General features: G+C 66.0%; 22 protein-coding genes. 12 read left to right on the plus strand and 10 right to left on the minus strand.

The features are described 5' to 3' along the window. Positions 1–3: 3 nt before the first annotated feature. Genes LDO14_RS18555 through LDO14_RS18570 form a run of 4 tightly spaced genes read right to left on the minus strand, consistent with a single transcriptional unit; the run spans position 4 to position 5,745 of the window. Positions 4–1,917: a DUF2264 domain-containing protein gene (locus LDO14_RS18555; protein ID WP_223992866.1), complete on the minus strand. Its 1,914-nt coding sequence runs from the start codon at positions 1,915–1,917 to the stop codon at positions 4–6. 17 nt (positions 1,918–1,934) lie between these two features. Continuing rightward, on the minus strand, positions 1,935–2,648 hold the full coding sequence (locus LDO14_RS18560) for a ThuA domain-containing protein (RefSeq protein WP_223992868.1): 714 nt from the start codon (positions 2,646–2,648) through the stop codon (positions 1,935–1,937). Next, positions 2,645–3,793 carry a substrate-binding domain-containing protein gene (locus LDO14_RS18565; RefSeq protein ID WP_056391843.1) on the minus strand — a complete coding sequence of 383 codons (1,149 nt, stop codon included), beginning with the start codon at positions 3,791–3,793 and terminating at the stop codon, positions 2,645–2,647. Before LDO14_RS18565 ends, LDO14_RS18560 begins: the two co-directional genes overlap by 4 nt. Continuing rightward, entirely contained in the window at positions 3,790–5,745 is a 1,956-nt protein-coding gene (locus LDO14_RS18570) for a heparinase II/III family protein (protein WP_223992870.1), read from the minus strand. The genes LDO14_RS18565 and LDO14_RS18570 overlap by 4 nt, the downstream gene beginning before the upstream one ends. Positions 5,746–5,905: 160 nt before the next feature. Here LDO14_RS18570 and LDO14_RS18575 point away from each other — a divergent pair, with 160 nt between their 5' ends. The 8 genes from LDO14_RS18575 (at position 5,906) to LDO14_RS18610 (ending at position 14,224) form a co-directional block, all read left to right on the plus strand. Further along, a complete protein-coding gene (locus LDO14_RS18575; RefSeq protein ID WP_082581755.1) occupies positions 5,906–6,919 on the plus strand; it encodes a hydroxyacid dehydrogenase in 1,014 nt (337 codons plus the stop codon). Between the two features lie 54 nt (positions 6,920–6,973). Further along, positions 6,974–8,254: a sugar ABC transporter substrate-binding protein gene (locus LDO14_RS18580; RefSeq protein WP_223992872.1), complete on the plus strand. Its 1,281-nt coding sequence runs from the start codon at positions 6,974–6,976 to the stop codon at positions 8,252–8,254. A gap of 7 nt (positions 8,255–8,261) precedes the next feature. After that, positions 8,262–9,188, plus strand: coding sequence for a sugar ABC transporter permease (locus LDO14_RS18585; protein ID WP_056391847.1), 927 nt, complete (start codon positions 8,262–8,264; stop codon positions 9,186–9,188). After that, on the plus strand, positions 9,188–10,114 hold the full coding sequence (locus tag LDO14_RS18590; protein WP_082581756.1) for a carbohydrate ABC transporter permease: 927 nt from the start codon (positions 9,188–9,190) through the stop codon (positions 10,112–10,114). The genes LDO14_RS18585 and LDO14_RS18590 overlap by 1 nt, the downstream gene beginning before the upstream one ends. 5 nt (positions 10,115–10,119) lie before the next feature. Next, positions 10,120–10,839, plus strand: a complete 720-nt coding sequence (locus LDO14_RS18595) for a hypothetical protein (RefSeq protein WP_223992873.1) — start codon at positions 10,120–10,122, stop codon at positions 10,837–10,839. After that, positions 10,836–12,587: a beta-galactosidase family protein gene (locus tag LDO14_RS18600; RefSeq protein ID WP_223992874.1), complete on the plus strand. Its 1,752-nt coding sequence runs from the start codon at positions 10,836–10,838 to the stop codon at positions 12,585–12,587. The genes LDO14_RS18595 and LDO14_RS18600 overlap by 4 nt, the downstream gene beginning before the upstream one ends. A 171-nt stretch (positions 12,588–12,758) precedes the next feature. Further along, a complete protein-coding gene (locus LDO14_RS18605) occupies positions 12,759–13,133 on the plus strand; it encodes a cupin domain-containing protein (RefSeq protein ID WP_018770049.1) in 375 nt (124 codons plus the stop codon). Between the two features lie 104 nt (positions 13,134–13,237). Next, positions 13,238–14,224 carry an NAD(P)-dependent oxidoreductase gene (locus LDO14_RS18610; RefSeq protein WP_223992875.1) on the plus strand — a complete coding sequence of 329 codons (987 nt, stop codon included), beginning with the start codon at positions 13,238–13,240 and terminating at the stop codon, positions 14,222–14,224. 20 nt (positions 14,225–14,244) lie between these two features. Here the strand turns inward: LDO14_RS18610 and LDO14_RS18615 are convergent, their stop codons facing one another. Both LDO14_RS18615 and LDO14_RS18620 read right to left on the minus strand, forming a co-directional pair. Further along, complete coding sequence (locus LDO14_RS18615) at positions 14,245–14,709, minus strand: hypothetical protein (protein ID WP_223992876.1); 465 nt, start codon at positions 14,707–14,709, stop codon at positions 14,245–14,247. Continuing rightward, on the minus strand, positions 14,693–16,636 hold the full coding sequence (locus LDO14_RS18620; protein WP_223992877.1) for a primary-amine oxidase: 1,944 nt from the start codon (positions 16,634–16,636) through the stop codon (positions 14,693–14,695). Before LDO14_RS18620 ends, LDO14_RS18615 begins: the two co-directional genes overlap by 17 nt. Before the next feature lie 124 nt (positions 16,637–16,760). On the opposite strand from LDO14_RS18620, the gene LDO14_RS18625 reads away from it, so the two are divergent. Both LDO14_RS18625 and LDO14_RS18630 read left to right on the plus strand, forming a co-directional pair. Next, the gene (locus LDO14_RS18625; RefSeq protein WP_056392088.1) at positions 16,761–17,366 is read left to right on the plus strand and encodes a TetR/AcrR family transcriptional regulator; all 606 of its coding nucleotides are present in this window, start codon (positions 16,761–16,763) and stop codon (positions 17,364–17,366) included. Between the two features lie 85 nt (positions 17,367–17,451). Beyond that, positions 17,452–17,628, plus strand: a complete 177-nt coding sequence (locus LDO14_RS18630; protein WP_018770044.1) for a CsbD family protein — start codon at positions 17,452–17,454, stop codon at positions 17,626–17,628. 54 nt (positions 17,629–17,682) lie between these two features. Here LDO14_RS18630 and LDO14_RS18635 read toward each other — a convergent pair whose 3' ends face one another. Beyond that, complete coding sequence (locus tag LDO14_RS18635; RefSeq protein WP_018770043.1) at positions 17,683–18,120, minus strand: DUF1003 domain-containing protein; 438 nt, start codon at positions 18,118–18,120, stop codon at positions 17,683–17,685. Between the two features lie 36 nt (positions 18,121–18,156). Next, positions 18,157–18,831: a DUF1345 domain-containing protein gene (locus LDO14_RS18640; RefSeq protein ID WP_223992878.1), complete on the minus strand. Its 675-nt coding sequence runs from the start codon at positions 18,829–18,831 to the stop codon at positions 18,157–18,159. Between the two features lie 185 nt (positions 18,832–19,016). Here LDO14_RS18640 and LDO14_RS18645 point away from each other — a divergent pair, with 185 nt between their 5' ends. Next, entirely contained in the window at positions 19,017–19,988 is a 972-nt protein-coding gene (locus tag LDO14_RS18645) for a helix-turn-helix domain-containing protein (RefSeq protein ID WP_056391868.1), read from the plus strand. A 41-nt stretch (positions 19,989–20,029) separates the two neighbouring features. On the opposite strand, the gene gdhA is transcribed toward LDO14_RS18645, so the two are convergent. Continuing rightward, a complete protein-coding gene (gdhA, locus tag LDO14_RS18650; protein ID WP_223992880.1) occupies positions 20,030–21,367 on the minus strand; it encodes an NADP-specific glutamate dehydrogenase in 1,338 nt (445 codons plus the stop codon). Positions 21,368–21,570: 203 nt separating this feature from the next. On the opposite strand from gdhA, the gene LDO14_RS18655 reads away from it, so the two are divergent. Beyond that, a complete protein-coding gene (locus LDO14_RS18655) occupies positions 21,571–22,200 on the plus strand; it encodes an AmiS/UreI family transporter (protein ID WP_018770039.1) in 630 nt (209 codons plus the stop codon). On the opposite strand, the gene LDO14_RS18660 is transcribed toward LDO14_RS18655, so the two are convergent. Then, complete coding sequence (locus LDO14_RS18660; protein WP_223992881.1) at positions 22,193–23,668, minus strand: APC family permease; 1,476 nt, start codon at positions 23,666–23,668, stop codon at positions 22,193–22,195. The two genes, LDO14_RS18655 and LDO14_RS18660, sit on opposite strands and share 8 nt — an antisense overlap. Between the last annotated feature and the right edge of the window lie 64 nt (positions 23,669–23,732).

A 23,732-nucleotide genomic window follows, 5' to 3' on the forward strand; every position in this document is an offset into this window, starting at 1 on the left:
CGGCTACAGCCCGAGCCGGGCCCAGACGTCGATGGGATCCACTGTGCTGCCGTCGACGAAGGCAAAACGGCCGTCCGGCAGGACGTGCGAGCCGTCCAGTTCCACATGCAGGCCTTGCCCGCCCAGTCCGACGACGGCGGCATAGTCGCCGTCTGCAACCCCACCCGACGTGCCGATCCAGGGGATGGTCAGGTGTGATCCCATAGGGTACGGCGCCTGCCGTCCCCAGGTTCCGCCGTCGTCGAGCTCCCCTCCCCAGGGGACGGGCCTGACCTCGGAGGCAAGCGCGGAGCCTGCCTCGATGGGCCACCCGCCGATCCTCATCCTGGCGGCAAGGCTGGACCCGCCACGGACGCGGACCAGCCGCAGCTCTACGGCACCGCGCGTCAGGGACACCACTGTGGCCTCGGGGCCTGGAGTTGCGGTCCCGGCGGCGCCGCTGCCGTGGTCGGGACCGCAGTCGGGATCAATGGCGATCCAGCTGGTGGCGGTCCGGGAGGCTCCCACCTGAATACCGTCCAGCGTGAAGTGCCCCAAGAATTCGAATCCCGTGCGGTGCGTCAGCCGGCCGCCGGCATCTTCGAAGACCACCGCGTTATCGAGCGACTCCGGCTCCAAGTCCGGAAAGGTGGCCGTGGAATAGCCCAAGCGGGCATACAGCGGCGAATCGGCCACCTGGACGCCGGGGTTGGCGTGGTCGGTCCCATGGTTGAGGACCCGGACGATGCCGTCTGCCACAGTCCCGTCCACCTGCCAGCCCGGCGCAACAATGAAGCGCTGCGTGTCTCCAACCTCCACCGGCAACGGCTCCTCCACCGCGGTCCAAACGGGATGGTCTGCCGGCAGGGCCAGGCCCATCATCCCCTTGGCCGCCCAGTAGGGCGAGCCGGCCCCGGAGTAGGCCTGCTTCATGCCGGGAAACTCGCCGTGGAACCCGATAGTCAGCAAACCGTCGCGGTTCACTGCCCCGCGTTCCAGGAAATAGCCCAGGATCCCGGACGCGGCCCGCCGCGAGAGGCCAGGGCTGAGCCGGGTATGGCCCAAGAGCTGCCCTGACCAGAAGGGCGCAGCCGCCGCAAACCGGTAGATCAGGCTCCGGCCCTGGACCAGCGGGGCGCCGTCAGCCCCCACCAGATGCACGGCGTCATCAAGGAAATCGGCAAGCCGTTCCCCGTCAACAGCAGTTCTGGCCTGGACACGCGGGTCCTCCGGTACCATCAGCTGCAGCAGCTGCGGATAGACCTGGAATGCCCAGCCCACATAGTGGTCGTAAGCCCGCTCCGGGCCGTCGGCGAACCAGCCATGGCCCCGGTACAGCGAGTCGTGGATGGCCAGGCCGGCGTCGATGTCGGCGTTGGAGAACTGGCCTCCCACGCTGGCCAGGAACATCTCCACGACGATCTGGAACCACACCCAGTTGATGGGCGGGTACTGGCCGCCGATCACGGTCTCGAACCAGGCAATGAGCTGCTCCTGGACCCGCTGCGGCAGCTTGTCCCACAGCAGCTCCCGGGTAAGCGACAGGCCCACCGCGAGCGAGGCGGCTTCCACCTTCGCCTGGCCCAGCTCCCCCGGCGTGGGCCAGCGGTCAGGGTTGGCCGGGTCGGTTCCGGCGTCAAGCCCCTGCGCGTACCAATCCACAAGCCATCCGGTGTCCTCCGGGCTGCCGGCGATCCGGAAAGACGCCAGCAGGAATGTCCTGGCGAAGGCCTCCAGGGAGTCGCTGCGAGGGCCATAGTTGCTGGTGGCGCCGGGCAGGTACAAGTTGGCGTGATCACCGGTGGCGTAACGGTGAGCGGACCGCAGCAGGTGGTCGGCGCAGGCGCACCAGTGCTCACGGGTCAAGCCGGTGAACGGGGAGAGTTCGCGGTCCAGTGGCGGAAGGACCAGGGCAGCAGGGAGTGCAGAGGTGGTCATGGATTCCTTGGGTTGTCTCAGTTGCCACCGAGCCAGGCGATGGCCCGCAGCAGGATGGCACGGTGTTCAGGGGACGAATACGAGGCGGCGTCGTGGCCCAGGGCGTCATAGAAGGTCCGGCCCCGCCTGCCGCCCGTGCCGGTCCCCCGGTGCAGGGACCACATCAGCGGATGGTCACGTCCGTCGTGCCTGTGGGTGGCGTGAACGGTGATGTCCGGGCAGGTGCTGAGATAGCTGTAGCGCTCATCCGGCAGCACGAAATCCGGGATGCCGGCAACCACCGGCCCGGAGTCATGAAGGAGACGGACGGCAGCCGGCCCATAATCCGGGTGCATGGTCGTGCCCCTGACCCAGCGGCCGCCCAGCCCGTCCTCCCAGGCAGGCAGGTCAACAAAGCTGGTGGAGCTTGAATGGGTCACCAGCATTGGCCGGGCCGAGCCCAGCCACCGCACTAGCCCTGCCGAGGCATCCGGCGTTCCCGGCGACGGGCGGCCGTCACGGGGCAGGCCGACGTTCACGGCCAGTACCGAAGGAAGGCCAGCGGCGTCCGCATGTGCAAGGTCGGCCAGCGCTTCGTCAACATCGCCGGAAATGACGACGTCGAAGCCCGTGTCCTGCAACAGGCCTGCCAACGCATGCGAGGTGTCAGCGAACGGGTGCCACGGATCCGCATACCGTCCCTCGCCGGTGAGGAGCAGTGCGGTGGGCGCACCGCCCAGCGGGGCGGTCACCGGGAATCCTCGAGTACGCCCATGGCAGGCAGCCGCGGAGCGCCTATTGAGGAGTCCCGCAGGATCAGTTCGGGGTTGAGTTCCACACGGTGCACCGGGCGCATGCGCCCCTCGGCAAGCCGAGCTGCCATGAGCTGCACAGCCACCTTGCCCACGTAGTGCTTGGGCGGACGGACGGCAGAGATGGCCGGCTCTGCCAGGTAGGCTACCTCGTCGTCGTAGCCCACTACCGCGATGTCGCCCGGAACTGCCAGCCCCCGGTCCACGCAATGTTGCACGAACGCCACCGCCTGGGTGTCTGAATGCACCAGCATGGCCGTGGTGCCGGTTTTGCGGCAGAGCTCCAGGACATGATCGAAGTGGGCGCTGCGCCCGCCGTCCCCCTGCTTGACCGAATCCTCGTGGACGGTTTCCTGGAGTGGGATTTTCAGCGCCGCCAGGGCCTGCTGCCAACCGCGGACCACGTGCGGGCTGGTGGGGCTGGACGAGTCGGTCAGGCAGCCGATCCGCCGGTGCCCTTCCTGCCACAAGTGGCGCACGGCCATGCCAGCACCGAACGCGTGGTCCGTTGCCGCCCATTCCAGGCGGTGGGCGGGGACTTCTGCGGGTGCGCGCCGTTCGGCCAGCACCACGGGAATGGGAAGCGCGTTCAGCCACCGCAGCAGTTCCTGGCCGCGTTCCCCTCCCATGTCAGGTGCCACGATCAGCCCGTCAATGTTCTGGGTGTCCAGCAGGGCCTGTACCTGGCGGCGGTTGTCCGCGGCGTCATATGTGGAACCCCGGACCATGATCCGCAGGTTCTGCTCTTCCGCTTCGGCACGGGCGCCGCTGATGACCTGCGGCCAGTAGTAATCCAGGGACGGCACCACCATGCCGATTGAGTAGCTGTGGGTTACTGCGCGCCCGGCGGCGGTCCGGTCCAGCGGGCTGGGAAGCGTGGCCCCGCCGTGCACGCGGGACACCAGGCCCTCATCTGCCAGGAGATTAACGTCGCGGCGGATGGTGAGTTCACTGACGCCCAGCTTGCCGGCGATGTCCCGGACGGTGATGGCGCCGTGGGCGCGCAGCTCCTCCATGAGCCGCTCCCTGCGCTGAAGCGAGAAGAGGGATTTTCCTGCGGGCTCGGCGGGTTGGTCAGGACTCATGATGCTGCCTCCACGGTGAGGGTGAATGCGCCGTCGGCACCGGTTGTTGCGGGCATGCGGAAGCGAAGCCGGGTCAGGGACTGTCCCCAGATGTCCGCCAGCAGCGGATCATCCAGGTGCCATTCATCCACCAGCACGACGGCGGTGGCCGGCTCCCAGCGCAGCACGGCTCCGCGGCCCGATGGTTTTCCCGGGATTGCGGCGGTGGGGATTCCGGCGGGATGCACAGTGGCCGCCCCGTCCGGTCCACGGCGCAGGGTACCGGCCGTGAGGTAGGTGATGTCGACGTCGGGCGTCCCCGGTGCCGCGGACTCCGGAAGCTCCCAGCGGTCCCCGATGGTGACGCGGCCGGTGTTTCTGTCGAGATCGAAAGTGCGAACCCACTGCCCGGGATCGAGGCCATAGGCTGCGCCGAGGGCAAGTTCCAGGCGGGGCTGGTGGACCGTGGGCTGCCGAAGGACCTGGGCGGTGAATTCGCTGCCCGTGCCCTGCTCAAGCCCCCATGGCGCCGGGACGCTATGCCATGCGCTCTGCATGGCGCGGATGCCGTAGCGCTCCGGGCCGAAGGTTTTCGCCGTGTAGGTGGGCTGGCCGGCGTCCACCAGGAGGGGAACACCATCCACCGCCACCACCACAGAACCCACATCCTGGTGGTTATGGTGCTCGCCGTTGTGGCCGCCCTTCGCTGCCAGGAGCAGCCCCTCCGTAGACCCGGCCTTCTGGCGGGCCACCATGATCTCGACGGACGGGAGATAGCTGAAGGAAACCAGTGGCGGGGTCCCTGCGGGCCTCGGTGAGGTGGCGAGGAGCGAGTGCAGGACGCGGCCCAGCCCGGCAGCGGCATCCGGCTCCCGGGCGAGCATCGACGCGGCATGGTTCGCTGCATCCTGGTCCCCCAGCCGGTCCGCCCAGCCGTGCAGCATGTCCCAGGGGAGGGCGTCCGCCGCCCGCGCCGGCCCGTCTGCCACGTTCAGGAACCAGGAACCTCCGATGTGCATGCGGTGCGGGAAGGCCACCAGTTCACGGACGACTGGCAGTCCGGCGTCGACGGCTCCTCCGGTGGCCTCCTCCAGCAGCTTGAGCCCCTCCAGCGCCCGCCCCGCGCCGTTCCACCAGTAGGCGAATCCTTCATCGATGGCGCCGTCAACCGGGATTGAGGCCAGGAAGCGGTCCAGGCCCTCGATGCACCGTTCCATGATCCGTGCCTGGAGGTGGGGATCCTCCACCAGGAACAGTGCGGCGGCGCCCAGGTTCGAGTGGATCCACGGGTTCCAGTTGTGGACGTCCCCGTCCAGGCCCAGCCAGTGCCAGTCCAGCCGTTCAAGGAACGGCTGGAAGACGCGTGCAGCCGCCTCATCGCGCAGGCGCCGCCGCAGGCCAGGGGCTCGCGCGTCGAGTTCACTGCCCAGCACGTGGTCCAGCCAGCCCAGCTGGGCAGCCACCTCGCCGGCGCCCAGGTCCAGGAAGGGCCGGGCCAGGTCCGGGACAACTTCTCCAGAGCGGCTGTAGACATCATCGTGGGCCGCCCAGCTCCAGGAACTCTGTTCGCACAGGAGATAGGCGCCGTCGATAGATTCGTCGAGCCAGAGGTCGGTGGCCTCACGGTCCGCTGACGTCAGGGCCATGACCACCGCGCGGGTGAGCCTTTGCTGCCGTGCACGCACCAGGCTTTCGTACGCGGCACGGTTCCCGTCGCGGAAGAAGCGCGCGTAATGGGACACCAGGGGCTGCGGCCACGGAGTTCCCCGTTCCGTGCCGGCCTGCTCCCTGATCATGCGTAGGGCGTCAGCCGGAACTGCACTCCATGCGGACGCCTCAGCGGGCGGGACGGACAGTCGCTTAGTTGCGCCCTGAAGTGACGTGACCAACTCCGCAGCGGTGGCGGCCTGGCACCATGCGGAGATGAGCGGTGCCGGACGCGCCGCGTCGGAATGGCCTGTGGTGGTTGTCATGCAGAAACCGGTTCTCTTGTTCGAATACGATCGTTTTAGGACGACCATGACCATGTTGAATGTTCTGTCTTGTTCATGAGTATCTACTGATTGTTAGATGTGATGCAAGACATGGAACGCGGATTCCCGCATTTCACTTCACGGAGGAAAGGAGGCCCGAGTGGCGCGGAAACCCAAGGCCCTGCTGGTCATGAACCAGAAAACATTTGCCGACCAGTTCGATTCCACACGGCTTGACCGTTTGGCGCGCCTGGTAGATCTCGGCCCGGAACCCTGGACCGCGTCCCTTGACCGGCCTGCGCTTGCCGGGCGCCTGGCCGATGTTGAAATCCTGCTGACGAGCTGGGGCGTGCCGCGGCTCGACGGTGCCGCCCTCGCACGCATGCCAAAGCTTCGTGCAATATTCCATTGCGCAGGCACCGTGCGCAGCTTTGTCACTCCGGAACTGTGGGAGCGGGGCATCCTGGTGACCAACGGGGCAGACGCCAATGCCATCCCGGTAGCGGAGTTCACCTTTGCGTCCATCGTGCTGGCTGGAAAGAAGGCACACGTGCTGGCCAATGATGCCCGGGTCTTCCGGGACGACTGGAACTACACCACGAAACGGGGTGAGCTGGGCAACATTGGACGGGTCATTGGCGTCATCGGGTTCTCCCGCATTGGACGCCGGGTAGTGCACCTGGTCCAGCAACTGCAGGATGTCCGTTGCCTAGTCAGCGATCCCTACGCGGATCCCGCCGCCGTGGCCGCGGAGGGAGGGCAGCTGGTGTCCCTCCCGGAGTTGATGGCCGCATCGGACGTGGTGACGGTGCATGCACCTGCCCTACCCGAGACCAAACACATGATCGGCGCGGCCGAACTACGGGCCATGAAGGACAACGCAACGCTGATCAACACGGCCAGGGGCTCACTCGTGGACACGAAGGCCCTCGAAGCCGAGTGCGCTACCGGGCGCATCCAGGCCCTGCTGGACGTGACTGAGCCCGAACCGCTGCCGGCGGATTCGGTGCTGTACGACCTCCCGAATGTACAGATCACCCCCCACATTGCAGGGTCGCTGGGCACCGAAACCCGCCGCATGTCCGACGCCGCCCTGAACGACCTCGAACGGTACCTCACCGGACAACAGCTGGCCGCGCAAGTGGTGTCCGCGGACCTTTCACTCAGCGCCTGACAACGTAACCGCCGCAGCCCGCGGCCCATTTGAAAACCTAGTAAGGAGACCGCAATGAAGCGCACAACCCTCGCCGCCATCGCCCTGGCAGTGACTGCCGGCCTTGGACTCACCGGCTGCGCCGGGGCAGCCGGCCCGGCCGAACCCCAAAGCCAGGACGGAAAGACCCGCCTTACCGTGTCCGTGTGGAACTACGAAGGCACCCCCGAATTCAAGGCACTGTTCGACAGCTACGAGGCCGCCAACCCCAAGGTGGACATTGAACCCGTGGACATCCTGGCGGACGACTACCCCCAGAAGGTCACCACCATGCTGGCCGGCGGCGACACCACGGACGTCCTGACCATGAAGAACGTCATTGATTACGCGCGCTACGCCAACAACGGCCAGCTGCAGGAAATAAACACTGTGGTGGACAAGGTGGGCAAGGACAACCTGGCCGGCATTGATGCGTTCGATATCAACGGCAAGTACTTCGCCGCGCCGTACCGGCAGGACTTCTGGCTGCTGTACTACAACAAGGACCTGCTCAAGGCCGCCGGCGTGGAGAACCCGGCGGACCTGACCTGGGACGAGTACACCGCGCTTGCCAAGAAACTCACCACCGAAGCGGGCGGCAAGAAGGTGTACGGCACCTACCACCACATTTGGCGTTCCGTGGTGCAGGCCATCGCCGCCGCACAGAACAACGCCGACCAGAACAGCGGCGACTACAGCTTCTTCAAGGACCAGTACAACACCGCACTGGACCTCCAGAAGAGCGGCGCCACACTGGATTTCGGGACGGCCAAGAGCCAGAAGACCAGCTACCGCACCATGTTTGAAAGTGGGCAGGCTGCCATGATGCCCATGGGCACCTGGTACATCGCAGGAATTTTGCAGGCTAAGAAGGACGGAAAGACGAACGTAAACTGGGGCCTGGCTCCCATGCCCCAGAAGAGCGAGGGCGGGAAGGTTACCACGTTCGGCTCCCCCACGGCTTTCGCCGTAAACAAGAACGCTGCGCACTCGGACGAGGCAAGGAAGTTCATTGAATGGGCAGCCGGTGAGGAGGGCGCCAAGGCGATCTCCAGGATCGGCGTTGTTCCGGCCCTGCAGAACGATGCCGTCAAGGACGCCTACTTCAAGCTCGAGGGGATGCCCACGGACGACCTGTCCAAGAAGGCCTTCACCCCGGACCAGATTGCCCTGGAAATGCCGGTCAGCGACAAGTCCGCTGCGACAGACAAGGTCCTGAACCAGGAGCACGACCTCATCATGGTGGGTGAACGCCCGGTGGACGACGCTATTGCCGAGATGGGCAAGCGCGTCAAGAGCGAAGTCCTCGGTCAGTAACAGCAGCATGACTACTGAAACCATTCCTTCGAAGGTTGCCCCGGCCGCCGGCCGGGGCAACCGGAAGCAGGCCAGGCGCAACACCCTGATCGGCTGGACGTTCATCCTGCCAAACTTCCTGGGGTTCCTGGCCTTCACGCTCATTCCGGTGCTGGCAGCATTCGCCCTCTCCTTCATGGAGTGGACCTCCTTCACCGCCCCCAAATGGGTGGGGTTGGCCAACTTCCAGCGGATGTTCGCCAGCGATTCCTTCTGGGTGGCACTGCGGAACACCGTGGTCTACGCCATCGGGCACGTTCCGCTCACCATGGCCCTGGCCCTTCTGCTGGCCATGCTGCTGAACCGCAAACTCAAGGGCATTGGCTTCTTCCGGGTGGCCATCTTCTTCCCCTACATCACCTCCCTGGTGGCGGTGGCAGTGGTCTGGAACATGCTGTTCAGCCCGGACAACGGCCCCATCAACCAGTTCCTGCACGCCATTGGCATCGCCAATGCGCCGGGCTGGACCTCCAGCTCCGACTGGGCACTGCCCGCAGTCATCATCACCAGCGTCTGGCGGGATATGGGCTATTACATGGTCCTGTACCTGGCCGGGCTGCAGGCCATCCCTACCGAACTGTATGAAGCGGCAGAGGTGGACGGCGCCAGTGCGTGGCAGCGCTTCTGGAACGTCACCATCCCGTCCCTGCGGCCCACCACCTTCTTCGTGGTGGTCATGCTGACAGTCTCCAGCTTCAAGGTCTTCGACCTGATCGTGGTCATGACCAACGGCGGACCGGGACGCTCCACCACCGTGCTGTCCCAGCTCATCTACCAGGAAGGCATCGGTGAAGGAAAGTTCGGCTACTCGTCCGCCATCTCCCTGGTGCTGTTCCTCATCGTCCTGACGGTCACCGTCCTGCAGTTCAAGATCCAACAGCGGAGGGAACGCTGATGACCAACATGGCCGAAGACCTCAAGACCGAAGCTCCCCTCGCCGGCCTGGCACCTGCCACGGAAGACCGCCGTCGGATTGACCGCAGACGCTCGACCCGGGAGCGGGAAAAGCGCACCAGTGACCTGGTCATCTATTCCGTCCTCGCCGTCCTGGTGGTGGCACTCATGGTGCCGTTTATCTGGATGGTCTCCTCGTCGCTGAAGGAGAACAACCAGGTCCTCACGGTTCCCATCCAGTGGATTCCCAGCGAATTCGTGTGGAGCAACTACACGGACATCTGGACCCGCATTCCCATGATGGGCTACTTGCAGAATTCGCTGTACCTGGCCGTGATCATCACGTGCCTGCAGGTGCTGACGGGTTCCCTGGCCGCCTACGGGTTCTCGAAGGTCCGCTTCCCAGGCAGGGATGTCCTGTTCCTGGCCTACATCGGCACCATCGCTGTGCCGTGGCAGGCCTACATGGTGCCGCAGTACATCATGATGCAGAACCTGGGGCTCACCAACAGCTTTAACGCCCTGATCCTGCTGCAGGCGTTCGGCGCGTTCGGCGTGTTCCTGATGCGCCAGTACTACATGACCATCCCGGATGAACTGTGCGAGGCCGCCCGGATTGACGGCCTGAGCGAGTACGGCATCTGGGCGCGGGTGATCCTGCCGCTGTCCAAGCCGGCGCTCGCCAGCCTGGCACTGCTGACGTTCGTGAACACCTGGAATGACTACATGGGGCCGTTCATCTACCTCACGTCCAACCGGCTCTGGACGGTCCAGCTGGGACTGCGTTCATTCGTAGGACAGTTCGACGCGGAGTACGCAATGATCATGACCGGCTCGGTCATCTCGGTGATCCCCATCCTGGCGATCTTCCTGGTTGGCCAGCGGTACTTCATCCAAGGCATCGCAACGAGCGGCATGAAGGGTTGAGTGCAGTGCGGGAGCAAGCAGCACCGCGGCGCGGACTGGCCGGGCGGATTCCGAGTCCCGGGCTTGACACCTTTGGGAGCATCTTCGGGTTCGTTTATACGTTCCTGGCCGGGAACGTGCTGATGGCTGCGGCCAATTCCCCGCTGGTGCTGTGCCTGGCCCTGGTAGCGGACCCTGTTGCCGCATGGCCGTTCTTCCTGGCACTTTCGGCCACCGTCCCGCCGTCTCTCTCCGGCCTGTTCGCCGCCTTCAAGGCATTGAACGACGACGGTATTGCGGTCAAGCCGGTCGCCTCCTTCCTGCGGGGCTACCGGCACGGCTTCCGGCGCTCGGCCCTGCTGGGCCTGGCCGCCGTGGCGGCACTGCTGTTCCTTGGCGTGGACCTGGCCATCGTTCAGTCCATGCCGGCCGCGGCGCTGCTGGTGCCGGTGATCGCGGTGGCCGCAGCCCTAACGGTGGCCGTTGCCGTGATGGCGGTTGCCGGCGTCGCACTCTTCCCGGCCGCCGGCCTCAAGGGCCTGGTCAAGGCCGCTTTATACGTGTCCGTGCAGCGCTGGTACCTGAGCCTGGCCATGCTGGTGCTTCTGGGAATCATCGCTGCCGCCGCCCTGCTCCAGCCGGTCCTCGGCGTGGCGCTGGCCCCGGCGCCGCTGCTGTTCGTGGTGTGGAGCAACTCCGATTATGCCTTCTCCGCTGCACTCCGCACTCCCCAGGATACCCATTGACCTCTTTTGCCATCGGCGAGCGCGACTTCCTCCTGGACGGCGAGCCGTTTCGAATCCTTTCCGGCGCCATCCACTACTTCCGGGTGCACCCGGATTCATGGGCAGACCGGATCCGCAAGGCACGGCTGATGGGGCTCAACACCATCGAAACGTATGTGGCCTGGAATGAACACGCCCCCAGCCCAGGCGTTTTCCGGACTGATGGCAGCCTGGACCTTGGCCGCTTCCTGGACCTCGTGGCGGCCGAGGGCATGCGTGCCATCGTCCGGCCCGGCCCGTATATCTGTGCAGAATGGGACAACGGCGGGCTGCCGGCGTGGCTGTTCACGGATCCCACCATCGGCGTGCGCAGCAGTGAGCCCGGCTACCTGGCCGCCGTGGATGCCTTCATGGACCAGCTGCTGCCCATCGTGGTGGAACGGCAGGTCACCACGGGCGGTCCCGTCATCCTGCTCCAGATAGAAAACGAGTACGGAGCCTACGGCGCGGACAAGGAATACCTCCAGCACCTCGTGGACGTTGCCAAGCGGGCGGGCGTGGAGGTGCCGTTGTTCACCTGTGACCAGCCTTTCGGCACCATGATCGAGGACGGTTCGCTCCCCGGGCTGCACAAGACCGGCACCTTTGGCTCGAGGGCGGATGAACGGCTGGCCTTCCTGCGGGAGCGGCAGCCCACGGGGCCGTTGATGTGCGCCGAGTTCTGGAACGGCTGGTTCGACAACTGGGGAACCCACCACCACACTACCGATGCTGCCGCCGCTGCAGCGGAACTGGACGCCCTGCTGTCCGCCGGGGCATCGGTAAACATCTACATGTTCCACGGCGGCACCAATTTCGGTTTCACCAACGGCGCCAATGACAAGGGCATCTACGAGCCCACCATTACGTCCTACGACTACGACGCCCCCCTGGCCGAAGACGGCTTCCCTACGGAAAAGTACTTCGCGTTCCGCAGTGTCATCGCCAAGCACTTCCCGGTTCCGGCCGAAGTACCAGGCCGCCGGCCTGTTGCCGCCCAGGCCGGGGTGGAATTGACGGAAAGCGTACCGCTGCTGGATGTCCCATGGCTGGGCAGTCCGGCCCAGGTGGTGGCCGGAGCGGTTCCAGCCGCCGAAGCCACCGGCCAATACCGCGGATTCTTCCTTTACGAAAAGGTCCTTGCCCGCAGCGGTGTACTCTCCTTCACCGACGTACGTGACCGGGCGCAGTTCTTCCTGGACGGCTTTCCGCTGGGAACGCTGAGCCGCGAACTCGGCGAGCGCTCCATCGTCATCCCCCGGGAAGGGCTGTTGCAGGTGCTTGTAGAGGACCAGGGCAGGGTCAACTACGGGCCCAGGATCGGCGAAGCGAAGGGCCTGATCGCACCGGCGCTACTGGATGGCGCAGAGGTTCTGGACTGGGCCCTCCGGCCGGTGGACCTTGCCCCGCTGGGTGACTTCCGGCAGGAAGCCCGGGAACTCCAAGGTTTCGGCGGCGTTGCGGGCCCTTCCGTGTCCTTCGGGTCGTTTGCTGCCGACGGTCCCGGCGACCGATACCTCCGGCTCGACGGCTGGACCAAGGGCAACGCCTTTATCAACGGGGTCAACCTGGGACGCTACTGGAGCCGCGGCCCGCAGCGCACCCTCTACATACCCGGGCCGCTCGTCCGGCAGGGGCTCAATGAGCTGGCCATCCTGGAACTGCACGGCAGCTCCACACGGCTGGTGGGGTTCGCCGGCGCCCCGGACCTGGGCCCTGGCGAAAAGTAGGTTGATCTGCGAGAAGCGTCATTGACATCGGGTCCGTCCGGGAGCACATTGGGAGCGTCGCACACGGGGCCGGCAGGTTCTGGACGGGCACATCCCGCCCTGCCGGTCCCCTTTCCCGGCGCACACAGCCCCGGACGAACTCAATAACCACTCCTTATGAAGGAGCCAGAAATGCCCGCAGTAACGGTCACGGACCTTGCAACCAAATCTTTCGACGAGCCCGATGAGAAGCGCCGCCCACCCAAGACCCAGGTGGATGTGGTCAGCATTGGCGGCGCCACCCTTGGCCGGTTCACCTTCGAGCCCGGCTGGCGCTGGTCTGAAACCGTGAAGACGGTGGTCAAGACGGACAGCTGCCAGAACAACCATCTGGGCTTCTGCACCGGCGGCACCTTGACGGTGCAGCTCAACGATGGAACGCAGAAGACCATCCACGCCGGTGACGCCTATTCCATCCCGGCCGGGCACGACGCCTGGGTGGAGGGCGGCGAGACGTTCGTTGGGTATGAAGTCATCAGCGCGGCCGAGTACGCCAAGCCCGCCTGATTCTGCGGAAGCACGGCGAACCGGCAGGAAAGGGAGGTCCCCCAGACCTCCCTTTCCTGCCGCCGGGGCCCTACCGTTGAGGGGAACACGACGATCGGAGAGCAATGAAAGTCACCGTCATCGGCGGCAGCGGCCACATCGGTTCGTTCCTGGTCCCCCGGCTGGTCCGCGCAGGCCACGAAGTCACCAACATCAGCCGCGGCACCAGCGCCCCCTACACGGACACGCCCGAATGGCAACAGGTCCACCAGGTCATCGCGGACCGGCAGGAGGAAGACCGGGACGGAACGTTCGCCGAGCGGGTGTCCGCGCTCAAGCCGGATGCCGTGGTGGATCTGGTCTGCTTCACCCTCGAATCTGCGGCGGCGCTGGTGCACCGGTTGCGCGGCGAGGTGGGGCACCTGCTGCACTGCGGCTCCATCTGGCGCTACGGGCAAAGCCTGAAGCTGCCCATCCGGGAAGGTTTGGATTCCGCCGCAGCACCCTTTGGCGACTACGGCATCCAGAAGAACCGGATCGCGTTGATGCTCAAGGAAGAGACCGCCAGCGGAGGCCTGGCAACCACGTCGCTGCACCCCGGCCACATCGTCGGTCCGGGATGGCACCCCGTTGGCCCGCTCGGAAACCTGGATCCGTCCGTCTGGCAGACGCTCTCCGCCGGCCAACCCCTCCGGATCCCCGGCAGCGGCGCGGAACTGATGCACCACGTGCATGCCGACGACGTCGCCCAGGCTTTCGAAAAGGCCATCGCGCAGCGGGAGGCGGCCGCCGGCGAGGACTTCAACATCGTGGCCCCCACAGCCCTGACCGTGCGTGGCTACGCGGACATCGCGGCTGCCTGGTTCGGGCACGCCGCCGTGCTGGAGACGGTGACGTGGGACCGCTTCCGCGAAAACACCTCCCGGGACTACGCCGAGTCCAGCTGGGGCCACCTCTACCGCAGCCACTGCTTCAGCATTGAAAAGGCCGCGTCCGTGCTGGGTTATGCGCCCCGGTATGAGCCGGAGCAGGCCGTCTTCGAATCCATCCAATGGCTGGTGGAGCATGAGCGGCTGCACGTCGCCCGGCCCCTGGGCGTCCCCGCGGGCTGACTCCGGCCGGGCGGCACCCGCTAAACGGGCACCCGCCGGAGCCGTGCCACCAGCGCGGCGGCCAGCAGGGCTGTCGCCAATTCCAGTGCGATGACCAGCAGCAGTTCCGCCGCGCCGTCCGCAGGGGCAACGGACGACGGCGGAGCGCCGGCATGGGCGTGCCCCGCACCGCCCGCGGCCAGCAGCAGAAAAGCGTGCACGGCGGCCATGGCCACTGCAGCGGCGGTGACCTGGTGCAGGGCGCCCACGCGGCTGTGCCGCCAGATGTGGACCGCGCACGGCATGCAGATGGCGGCGAGTGCCAGCATGAGTACACTCAGCCACACCCCATGACGGCCGGCAGCGGCCAGCCACAGGTGTGCCGCGCAGCAGACGGCGGTGACCACGGCCACCAGCCGCGGATGCAGGACCGGACCCCTGGCACCGGCCCGTCCTGCCGCCGTCGTGCTCCCTGCCGGCGCAAGGAGGTCAGTGGCAGGAGCCACCGCTGCCGCCCTCGGTGTGGCAGGCCGCAGCCTGCATGTTCGGATTGGCCGGGACATCCAGCACCGGGCTGCGGTCGAAGAAGCCCTCGGGACGGAGCTTGAAGCCCACGGTGTCCACGGGCATGATGGGCCAGTCCTCCACGCGGGGGAAGTGGGTGAGGCCAAAGGTGTGCCACACCACGATGTCCTGCCCGTCGATATCGCGGTCCTGCGCCACGTAGGCCGGCAGACCCGCTCCCCCGGCGTGCTGGTTCACGAAGTCGCCCGTGGGGTAGCGCTCGTCCTCGGCGTAGCGGGTGACCCACAGGTCCTTGGTGGCGAACGCGGCCCGGCGGGCGATGGAGGAGCCGGGATCCGCCAGCAGGGTGGGCTGATTGTGGGAATGCAGCTTGTAGCCCACGGGTTCGCCCAGCCGGTTCCGGGAGTCCGGGTTGGAGATGATCCAGGTCCGGCCGGTGCGCGCGTCGGCCTCCCGGACACCCTGTGATTCACGGGCCAGGACGGTGCGCCTGCGGGAGAAGGCATTGCCCCGCTCATTGCCGGGTCCCATGGGCTGGCGGACCACATCCTCCTCCTCCACGCGGTTGGTGAACCCGTCGATGGCCATGTCCAGCCGGGCACTGAAGAGGTGCTGATGGAAGGGCGCGCCCAGCCCGGGTGCCAGCTGCGAAATGTTATCCGAGCCGCCCTCGGGGAAGGCAGACGTGAAGACAATGCCGGTGGCCTTGGCCTCGAATTCGATGGTGCCGTCCAGGTAGAGGTACCAGTAGAAGCCGTAGTCGTAGTTGCCGATGGTGGTGAAGAAGGAAATGACCAGGCGCCGGTTGCGGCGGGTGTAGGTGACGCCGCTCCAGAGGTCCGAGTGCTTGGAGAGGATGCTCCAGTCCTCCTCGTGCATGCAGATGCCGTTGCGGATTTCCCGGGGGTTGCCAAAGGCATCGGAGATGACGGGGCTCAGGTAGGTGATCTCGCCCAGGCAGTCGCAGCCCAGTTCCAGGGAGTTGGCGTACTGGCCCACCAGGTATTCGCCGGTGTCGAAGTAGTTCTGCCAGGACCGGACCGGTGACGGGTCACCGTACGGGACCACCATCTCGGCGATGGACGCCCGGTTGATGATGGGCCGCTTCCGGCCGCCGTCCTGGAAGGCAAGGTTGTGCAGGACCACGCCTTCGCGGACATCGAACCCCACATCCACGCTCCACTTTTCCCACTCCACGTGGTTGCCGCCCGTCACCGTGAAGCTGGGCCCCTCCGGCTGGGTAATGCTGATGGGTTTCTGGGTGGTCCGCAGCGGCCCGGTCAGTTCCGGGTCCGTGTAGTTGCCGTGCTCGGCCGGGATGGGCATCACGCCGAGGTCGATCACCTGGGTGACCTCCTTGCTGACCACGTCCACATAGGCCACCAGGCCGTCCACGGGGTGCGCCCAGGCGCTGTCCTCCGGGAACTCCTGGACGAATGCCAGCCCGCGCAGGATGCGCCGGCCCTTCTCCCCGGCATATTCGAAGACACCGGCGGACAGCGGAGCCACGCGGACTTTCTCCACGGCGAGACCGCGGTCCGCCAGCGCCTTGAGCCACCGTTCATCGGTGGCCAGCAGGGACTCCACCACTTCGAATTCCTCCTCCAGGACCGGCAGTTCGCCGGTCACCGCGGTGTCGAGTTCGACGGCGGAGGCCACCTTTTGGTGCGTGGCGGAGACAATGACGTCGCGTGGGGCCGCGCCGGAGACGTCGTGGATGAACACACGGAAGCGGCGGTCCGCGGTTTCCGGAGCCGCGCCGCGGGCGGGATCGAGCAGGCCAAGGTAGGCGATCCTGTGCTGCGGGCCCAGGTGGCCTTCCGCCTGCAGGATGGCCCGAACCTGCAGGATTTCGGCGGCGGTTGCCAGGCCAAAGGCGGAGACAGTTTCGGTTGGGGCAAGCGTCATGGGGGTGAACCTTTGTCCGGGCCGTTTCCGGCCACTGGGTTTATTTTCTATAGTTGTAGAGAATAAACGTCCGTAACATGGCTCACAAGAGGCTGGACCAATATTTTTTCGGGGAGTGGCCGCAGTGCCCAAGATTGTTGACCATGACGAGCGGCGCCTGGAACTGGTGGATGCCACCTGGCGGATCATTGCCCGGCAGGGTCTCGAAGGCGCCACCATGCGGGAGATTGCCATGGAGGCAGGATTCGCCAACGGCGCACTGAAACCCTACTTCCCCACCAAGGACACACTGCTGGAGTTCGCATTCAGCCATGTGTTCAACCGCACCAACCAGCGGATTGCAGAGGTCACGCAGGGCAAGTCCGGCCTCGCCGCACTCCGGGCCTTTTGCCTTGAAGTGCTCCCCCTGGATGAGGAGCGCGTCAACGAGGCACGGATTGTTATCCCGTTCTGGCAGAGGGCGGTCAACGATGCCGAAAAAGCCGGGATCCACCAGCGCTCCATGGACGAATGGCTGGCTGCCATCCGGCGCTACCTGGCGGAGGCGAGGGACAGCGGGGACGTGACCGCCGCCGTCGACGACCACGTCCTGGCCGGCCAACTTTTGAACATGCTCCTCGGCGCGCAGATTGAGGCTGCCCTTGCGCCGGAGGGCAGGACGGACTTTGGACACGCCGCCCAGCTTGAGGGCTACCTTGCGCTGCTCGGCAAAAATCCCGCGGGCAAATGAGCGCCATACTCGAAAGTATGCTTACTATTGAGGGGTCAGGTTCTGGTTCACACCGGAGCGAGCACGAACTGTAAGGAGCATCTCCATGGGTTTGGATGACAAGATTGGCAACGCAGCAGAGAAGCTCGGCGGCAAGGGCAAGGAAGCTGCCGGAAACGCCACAGGCGATGAAAGCCTGAAGGCCGAAGGCCAGACAGACCAGGCAAAGTCGGACCTCAAGCAGGCCGGCGAGCACGTCAAGGATGCGTTCAAGAAGGATTAATCGACGCTCGCGTAATGGGTGCAGCTCCAGCAGGAGCTGCACCCATTGTCGTTTTCAGGGGAATTCGGCTCCGGCGCCTTCGGCGGGCGGCCCGTTCCTCATGTCCCGCAGTTCCTGCAGCAGCTTCAACTGTTCGGCATTGATGTTCATGAGCATTTCTATCTGCGCCGCCGCCCTCACGTCCGTCTCATAGTCATGCTGCGCCATCGCCGAGGCAATGGCATCCTGGCGCTTGGCCGCGATCAGCAGGATGGCCCCCTGCAGGCCGGCCAGCATGGACAGGAAAAGGTTCAGGAGGATGTAGGGATAGGGGTCCCACGCACTGGTTGCCAGGACGTAGGAGTTCAGGGCAGCCCACAGCATCATGAAAGCCAAAAAGATGCCCACGAAGGGCCAGCTGCCCATCCCGTTCCGGAGGGTGTCCGCGGCCCTTTCGCCAGGGGTGAGCCCTTCCTTGTGCCGCCGGTGCCAGTTGACTCTGATGTCCGCCATGGACCCAGACTATGTCCCGCCAGCCCGGCGGCGCGGCTAGTGGATAAGACCCGACACGAGGTTGATGGTGGTGGCCAGCACGATCGCACCAAGGAGGTAGGACAGCAGTGCCTGCCGCAGGACGGTGGAACGGATGGCGTTGGTTTTGAGGTCGGTATCGGACACCTGGAACGTCATCCCCACAGTGAAGGCCAGGTAGGCGAAGTCCGCGTACCGGGGAGGGGTCTCCTCGTTGAAATCAACGCCGGTCCCGTCCCGGTAGTAAATGGCCGCATACCTCAGGGTGAACAGGGTGTGGACCAGGAACCAGGACAAGGCAATGCTGCCCAGGGCCATGGCCACGGTTGCGTCCTTGGTGTAGCCCTGGGCATTGGAGGCATCCGCCAGGATCAGCCCCACGCCCGCAAAGCTGGCCACCGTGGCCGTGAGCACCAGCGCATCCGAAAAGACCCGGCCCGGGTCCTCACGCAACGCATGGGCCGCGGTGGCGGCGGGCCCCAGGCGCCCAATGACGATCCACACCCACAGCAGGTACGTCACGGACGCAGCAGCCCAGCCAAGAGCGGGTGCGTATGCCCAATTGCCCCAAAAGCCCACCAGCAGGGCGGCAGCCAGGCCCACGCCCAGCATCACCAGCATCCTGAGCCGCGAGTGGTGCGCAGGGGAATTAAAGTTCCGCTTGATGCCCCCGGGGGCAGCTGCTCCGTCCATGGCTCGATCCTGCCACGGGAGGCTGCAGCCCACCTGTGAAGCGCGCGCCGGATTTACCCAGCGCGGAGCCGCAGTTTTATTTTCGCCAACTGTTGAAAAAAGACGGAGCCGGGGTTAATCTGGACTCACTGTGTCCCACGACACAGCCGGGGGAACGTCACGCTGCATACGTAACGAGGAACACCATGCCAGCAACAGCTCCAACCCGGGCAACGTCCGGACATGCACCGCAGGACCTTGTTTCCAGGGTGGCCGGCTCGTTCGACCACTGGAAGCACCTGGTGGCCGAATCCTTCGTGCCCCTCACAGCGCGGACCGACGACGTGGACGGCTTCCGGGGACAGATGCGTTCGCGGGTGCTGGACCGGATGTCCATCGTTGAAGTCACCGCCAGCTCCCACGAGGTCCACCGCACGCCGGCGTTGATCGCCCAGGCCCACGAGCGCTACTTCAAGCTGAACCTGCAGCTGGAGGGAACGGGCCTGCTGATCCAGGACAACCGGGAAGCGGTGCTTCACCCCGGGGACCTTGCCATCTACGACACCAACCGGCCCTATACCCTCGCCTTCGAGGAAAATACCCGGATCATGGTGCTCATGTTTCCCTGCGACGCGCTGTCCCTGCCCACGGATTACGTCGGCCAGCTTGCGGCGGTACGGATGGGCAGCAGCGGCCTCAGCGGCATTGTGGGCCAGTTCATCCGGCAGCTGTCGTCGAACCTGGATGTCCTGAACGGGCCCAGTGGATCCAGGCTGGCCACGAATGCCCTGGACCTGGTGTCCACCATGCTGCATGCGGAAATGGACATCTCCCCGGACAGGATGAAGCCGCAGGCACTCCTGGCCGTGTCGATCCGGGAGTACATCGAGGCCAACCTCTCCGAGCCGCTGCTGTCACCGGCGGGAATCGCCGCGGCGCACTTCATCTCCACCCGGCACCTGCACAACGTCTTCCACGAGTCCGGCAGCACAGTTGCCGGCTTCATCCGGAGCCAGCGCCTGGACGGTGCCCGGCGGGACCTTCGGGACCCGCTGCACGCCGGAAAGTCCGTGGGCGCCGTGGCCGCCGCCTGGGGATTCCTGGACGCCGCCCACTTCAGCCGCACGTTCCGGGACGCGTTCGGGGTCTCCCCCACCCAGTGGCGCCGCGGCGGCTAAATCAAGCCCTGCTGGAAAAAGCCCTCCCGGATCAAGCCCTGCTAGATCAAGCCCTGCGCCAACATGGCGTCGGCCACCTTGATGAAGCCGCCGATGTTCGCGCCGAGCACGTAGTTGCCCGGTTCGCCGTATTCCTCGGCGGTTGCCGCGCACCGGTCGTGCCCCTGGAAATGCAGCAGAACGCCAGCCGGGACGCGTGGTCCTTCGAGCATACCGAGGCGCGGCTGACGGACATCATGGTGGGCATCCGACGTGGCTACCCCTCCCGCATTCGCCGCTTTGCCGGGACCGAAGAGCACCCCGGCGTCCTGGAACACCGCCACGGCGTCGCGCGTGGACGGCATGTTGGCACCTTCCCCGACGGCCATCAGGCCGCCGCGCACCAGCCGGGCGGCAGCACCGCCGTCGAGCTCATTCTGGGTGGCGCACGGCAGCGCCACCGAAGCGTCCACGTCCCAGACCGAGCCGCCGTCCACGTAGGCAACGCCCGCCCGCCGCTCGGCGTAGTCCTTGAGCCGCGCCCGCTGCACTTCCTTCACCTCGCGGAGCAGTCCGACGTCGATGCCCGCCTCATCCACCACATAACCGGAGGAATCGGAGCAGGCCACCACGGTGGCGCCGAGCGACTGCGCCTTGGCGATGGCGTTGATGGCCACGTTGCCGGATCCGGAGACAACCACGCGCTGGCCATCAAAGGACGTCCCGCGGGTCCGGCGCATCTGCTCTGTGAAGATCACAGTGCCAAATCCGGTGGCCTCCGGCCGCACCAGTGATCCGCCCCAGGAGATGCCCTTGCCGGTGAGAACGCCGGACTCATACCGGTTGGTGATCCGCTTGTACTGGCCGAAGAGGTAGCCAATTTCGCGGCCGCCCACACCGATGTCGCCGGCGGGGACGTCGGTGTATTCGCCGATATGGCGGTAGAGCTCGGTCATGAAGGACTGGCAGAACCTCATGACTTCGGCGTCGCTGCGGCCGCGGGGATCGAAGTCGGAACCGCCCTTGCCGCCGCCGATGGGCATTCCCGTCAGGGCGTTCTTGAAAATCTGCTCAAAGCCGAGGAACTTGACGATCCCGAGGTATACGGAGGGGTGGAAGCGCAGGCCTCCCTTGTACGGGCCCAGGGCGGAGTTGAACTCCACCCGGAAGCCGCGGTTGATCCGCACGCGGCCGGAGTCGTCCGTCCAGGGGACCCGGAAGATGATCTGGCGCTCGGGCTCGCAGAGGCGCTCCAGGATCGCGGCTTCCAGGAATTCGGGGTGGCGGTCGTGCACCGGGCCCAGGCTTTCAAAGACCTCCACCACCGCCTGGTGGAATTCTGTTTCCCCCGGGTTCCGTGCCAGGACGGTGTCCCTAATGGCTTCCAGCCGTGCGTCCATGAACTTTTTCCTTACCGTTGCGCCGGGGCAGGAGCGGCCGCCAGGCAGGCAACATCGCCCCGATAGGTTTACGCTTCAACCTATCGGATTGCGACCGGACGCCGTTAGCCGGGCGCCCCCACGTGCGATAATCTCCACATTGTGACAGCAACTTTCCGCTATATGAGATTCCATCAGCCGCGTGGCCGGGACAGGATGCCCTGATGCCGTACGTCTGCCTCCTCCTTTCGGGCGCCGCCCTGCTGGTCAACGGCCTCGCCACCCTTGGGCACCTCCCCCGCCGCGACGCCGCCGTCCTAAGCCTCGTCGTCGGGGGCACCCAACTGGCGCTCGGCGTCGTCCAGCTTTCCTCGTCCGGGGACGCTCCGGCGATGCTCATGACGGCCGCCGGCATGTTCCTGTTCGCGGTGACCTACCTGTACTCGGGACTGGACCTGCTGCTGGCACTCGGGGGCCGTGGCCTGGGCTGGTTCTGCGGGATGGTGGCATTCTGCGGGCTGGTGCTGGCGGCCGCCTGGCTGACCGTTGACCCGCTGCTCGCGGTTCTTTGGCTGTGCTGGTCCGCGCTGTGGGCACTGCTGTTCGCCCGCATGGCCCTCGACGCAGTGCGGCTCGAACCCTTCACGGGCTGGGCCCTGGTGCTCACCAGCCAGGCGTCGGCCACGGTTCCGGCGCTTCTTGGCCTGGCCAGCCTCTGGCCGCGATCGGACGCCGTAGCGTGGCTGGCCGCGTTGCTCCTGGCGGGCCTGTTCGTGGCAGCACGCACACTGGCCCGGCGCGGACAGAATGTTCCGCGCCGGGCCAGTGCCGGGAAGTCCCTGCCGGCTAAGTGAGCGCGTGGCCCAGGGTGGCAATGTGGTGGCGGCGCTGGATGGCCGATTCCACCAGGACGCCGGCCAGGAAGACCACCGGGACCGCCACCAGCAGGGCCGTCGCAGTCTCGGCGCTGCCACCGATGAGGGCGGTGAAGTTGCTGACCACCAGGGACAAAACCCAGGCCAGCAGGACCGCCGCCAGGACGGGAGCGACGCGGGTCTGCCACAGTTGGGCGCCGGCGCTTTCCCGGCGGAAGAACGCGACGACGGCCGCGGAGCACAGCATGTACAGCACCAGCAGTGCCGCCACGGCCAGGCCGCTGAACCAGGAAAACAGCGTCAGGACGGGATCCAGGGCCAGGATGGCGAAGGGCGCCACCAGCACGACGGCGGTGGCGGACTGGACCCAGGCTGCCACGGCAGGTGCCCGGTGCCGGTTGGTCCGGGCGAGGACGGCGGGCATGGAACCACGCAGCGCCAGGGAGTGGAGGTAGCGGTTGATGCCGTTATGGAAGGCGATGATACCGGCGAGCAGCGAGGTGACCAGCAGGATGCCGGCCACGATGCCCGCCCAGGGGCCGAACAGTTCCACGAGCGGGCCCAGGACGAAGGACGTGGCATCCCCTGATTCGAGCGCGGCGCCCGCGGCGTCCATCACCTGCGAGGGGCCGTAATAGCTGACCAGCATCCAGGAAATAAAGGCGAAGAACACCGAGATCACGCCGACGGACAGGTAGGTTGCCCGGGCCACGGTGCGGTGCGGATCCTTGGCCTCGGCGGAGTAGATGGCCGTGGACTCGAAGCCGAACATGGAGGCCACCGCGAACATGATGGCAACACCGGGAGCTCCTGCGCCGATGGCTTCCGGGGAGAAGGACGCGGCCACGCTGATGCCTTCCGGGCCGCCGCCATGGAACAGCACGGTGAAGCCGAACATCAGGAGGATGGCCACCTCCAGCCCCACCAGCACGGCGAGCACGCGGGCGCCGAGTTCGATGTTGAGGGAGCCCAGTACCTGGACGCCGGCCATGGTGGCCAGGGCCAGCAACCACCAGGGAATGTCCAGCCCGGCAGAGGCAAGGAGCCCGGAGAACGCCGCACCGTAGAGCCCATACATGGCAGCCTGGACGGTGCTGTAGGCCAGCAGTGCCAGCCAGGCCGCGCCGGCTCCGGTCCGCCTGCCGAATGCCGCCGTCACGTAGGCGTAGAAGGCGCCGTTGGCCTGGATTTTACGGCTCATCGCCACAAAGCCCACGGCGAAGATCACGATGACGATGCCGACGATCAGGTAGGCGCCCGGGGCGCCGGCGCCGTTGCCCAGCGCTGCGGCGAGCGGCGCTGCGCCGACGATCCCCGTCAGTGGTGCCTGGGCGGACAGGACGAAGAACAGGATGCCCAGCACGCCGATGCTGCCGGCGCGGAGGGCCGTGGAATGCTCCTTTGCCGGAGCGTCAGTGGTCCGGGCCTCGGAATTCGAAATACTCATTGGATCCTTCTTAACGGTCATGAGTTCGGGAAAATTGCTGTGGGATCCAGCTTGGCAGCGGCGC

Source organism: Arthrobacter sp. NicSoilB11 (genome assembly GCF_019977375.1).
GTDB lineage: Bacteria > Actinomycetota > Actinomycetes > Actinomycetales > Micrococcaceae > Arthrobacter.

Excerpts from the sequence above, each read along its gene's own strand:
- LDO14_RS18630 (WP_018770044.1), top strand. The coding sequence starts at position 17,452 with ATGGGTTTGGATGACAAGATTGGCAACGCAGCAGAGAAGCTCGGCGGC.
- LDO14_RS18590 (WP_082581756.1), top strand. The coding sequence starts at position 9,188 with ATGACCAACATGGCCGAAGACCTCAAGACCGAAGCTCCCCTCGCCGGC.
- LDO14_RS18565 (WP_056391843.1), bottom strand. The coding sequence starts at position 3,793 with ATGAGTCCTGACCAACCCGCCGAGCCCGCAGGAAAATCCCTCTTCTCG.
- LDO14_RS18605 (WP_018770049.1), top strand. The coding sequence starts at position 12,759 with ATGCCCGCAGTAACGGTCACGGACCTTGCAACCAAATCTTTCGACGAG.
- LDO14_RS18635 (WP_018770043.1), bottom strand. The coding sequence starts at position 18,120 with ATGGCGGACATCAGAGTCAACTGGCACCGGCGGCACAAGGAAGGGCTC.
- LDO14_RS18570 (WP_223992870.1), bottom strand. The coding sequence starts at position 5,745 with ATGACAACCACCACAGGCCATTCCGACGCGGCGCGTCCGGCACCGCTC.
- LDO14_RS18645 (WP_056391868.1), top strand. The coding sequence starts at position 19,017 with ATGCCAGCAACAGCTCCAACCCGGGCAACGTCCGGACATGCACCGCAG.
- LDO14_RS18555 (WP_223992866.1), bottom strand. The coding sequence starts at position 1,917 with ATGACCACCTCTGCACTCCCTGCTGCCCTGGTCCTTCCGCCACTGGAC.
- gdhA (WP_223992880.1), bottom strand. The coding sequence starts at position 21,367 with ATGGACGCACGGCTGGAAGCCATTAGGGACACCGTCCTGGCACGGAAC.
- LDO14_RS18660 (WP_223992881.1), bottom strand. The coding sequence starts at position 23,668 with ATGAGTATTTCGAATTCCGAGGCCCGGACCACTGACGCTCCGGCAAAG.
- LDO14_RS18585 (WP_056391847.1), top strand. The coding sequence starts at position 8,262 with ATGACTACTGAAACCATTCCTTCGAAGGTTGCCCCGGCCGCCGGCCGG.
- LDO14_RS18610 (WP_223992875.1), top strand. The coding sequence starts at position 13,238 with ATGAAAGTCACCGTCATCGGCGGCAGCGGCCACATCGGTTCGTTCCTG.
- LDO14_RS18620 (WP_223992877.1), bottom strand. The coding sequence starts at position 16,636 with ATGACGCTTGCCCCAACCGAAACTGTCTCCGCCTTTGGCCTGGCAACC.
- LDO14_RS18640 (WP_223992878.1), bottom strand. The coding sequence starts at position 18,831 with ATGGACGGAGCAGCTGCCCCCGGGGGCATCAAGCGGAACTTTAATTCC.
- LDO14_RS18655 (WP_018770039.1), top strand. The coding sequence starts at position 21,571 with ATGCCGTACGTCTGCCTCCTCCTTTCGGGCGCCGCCCTGCTGGTCAAC.
- LDO14_RS18580 (WP_223992872.1), top strand. The coding sequence starts at position 6,974 with ATGAAGCGCACAACCCTCGCCGCCATCGCCCTGGCAGTGACTGCCGGC.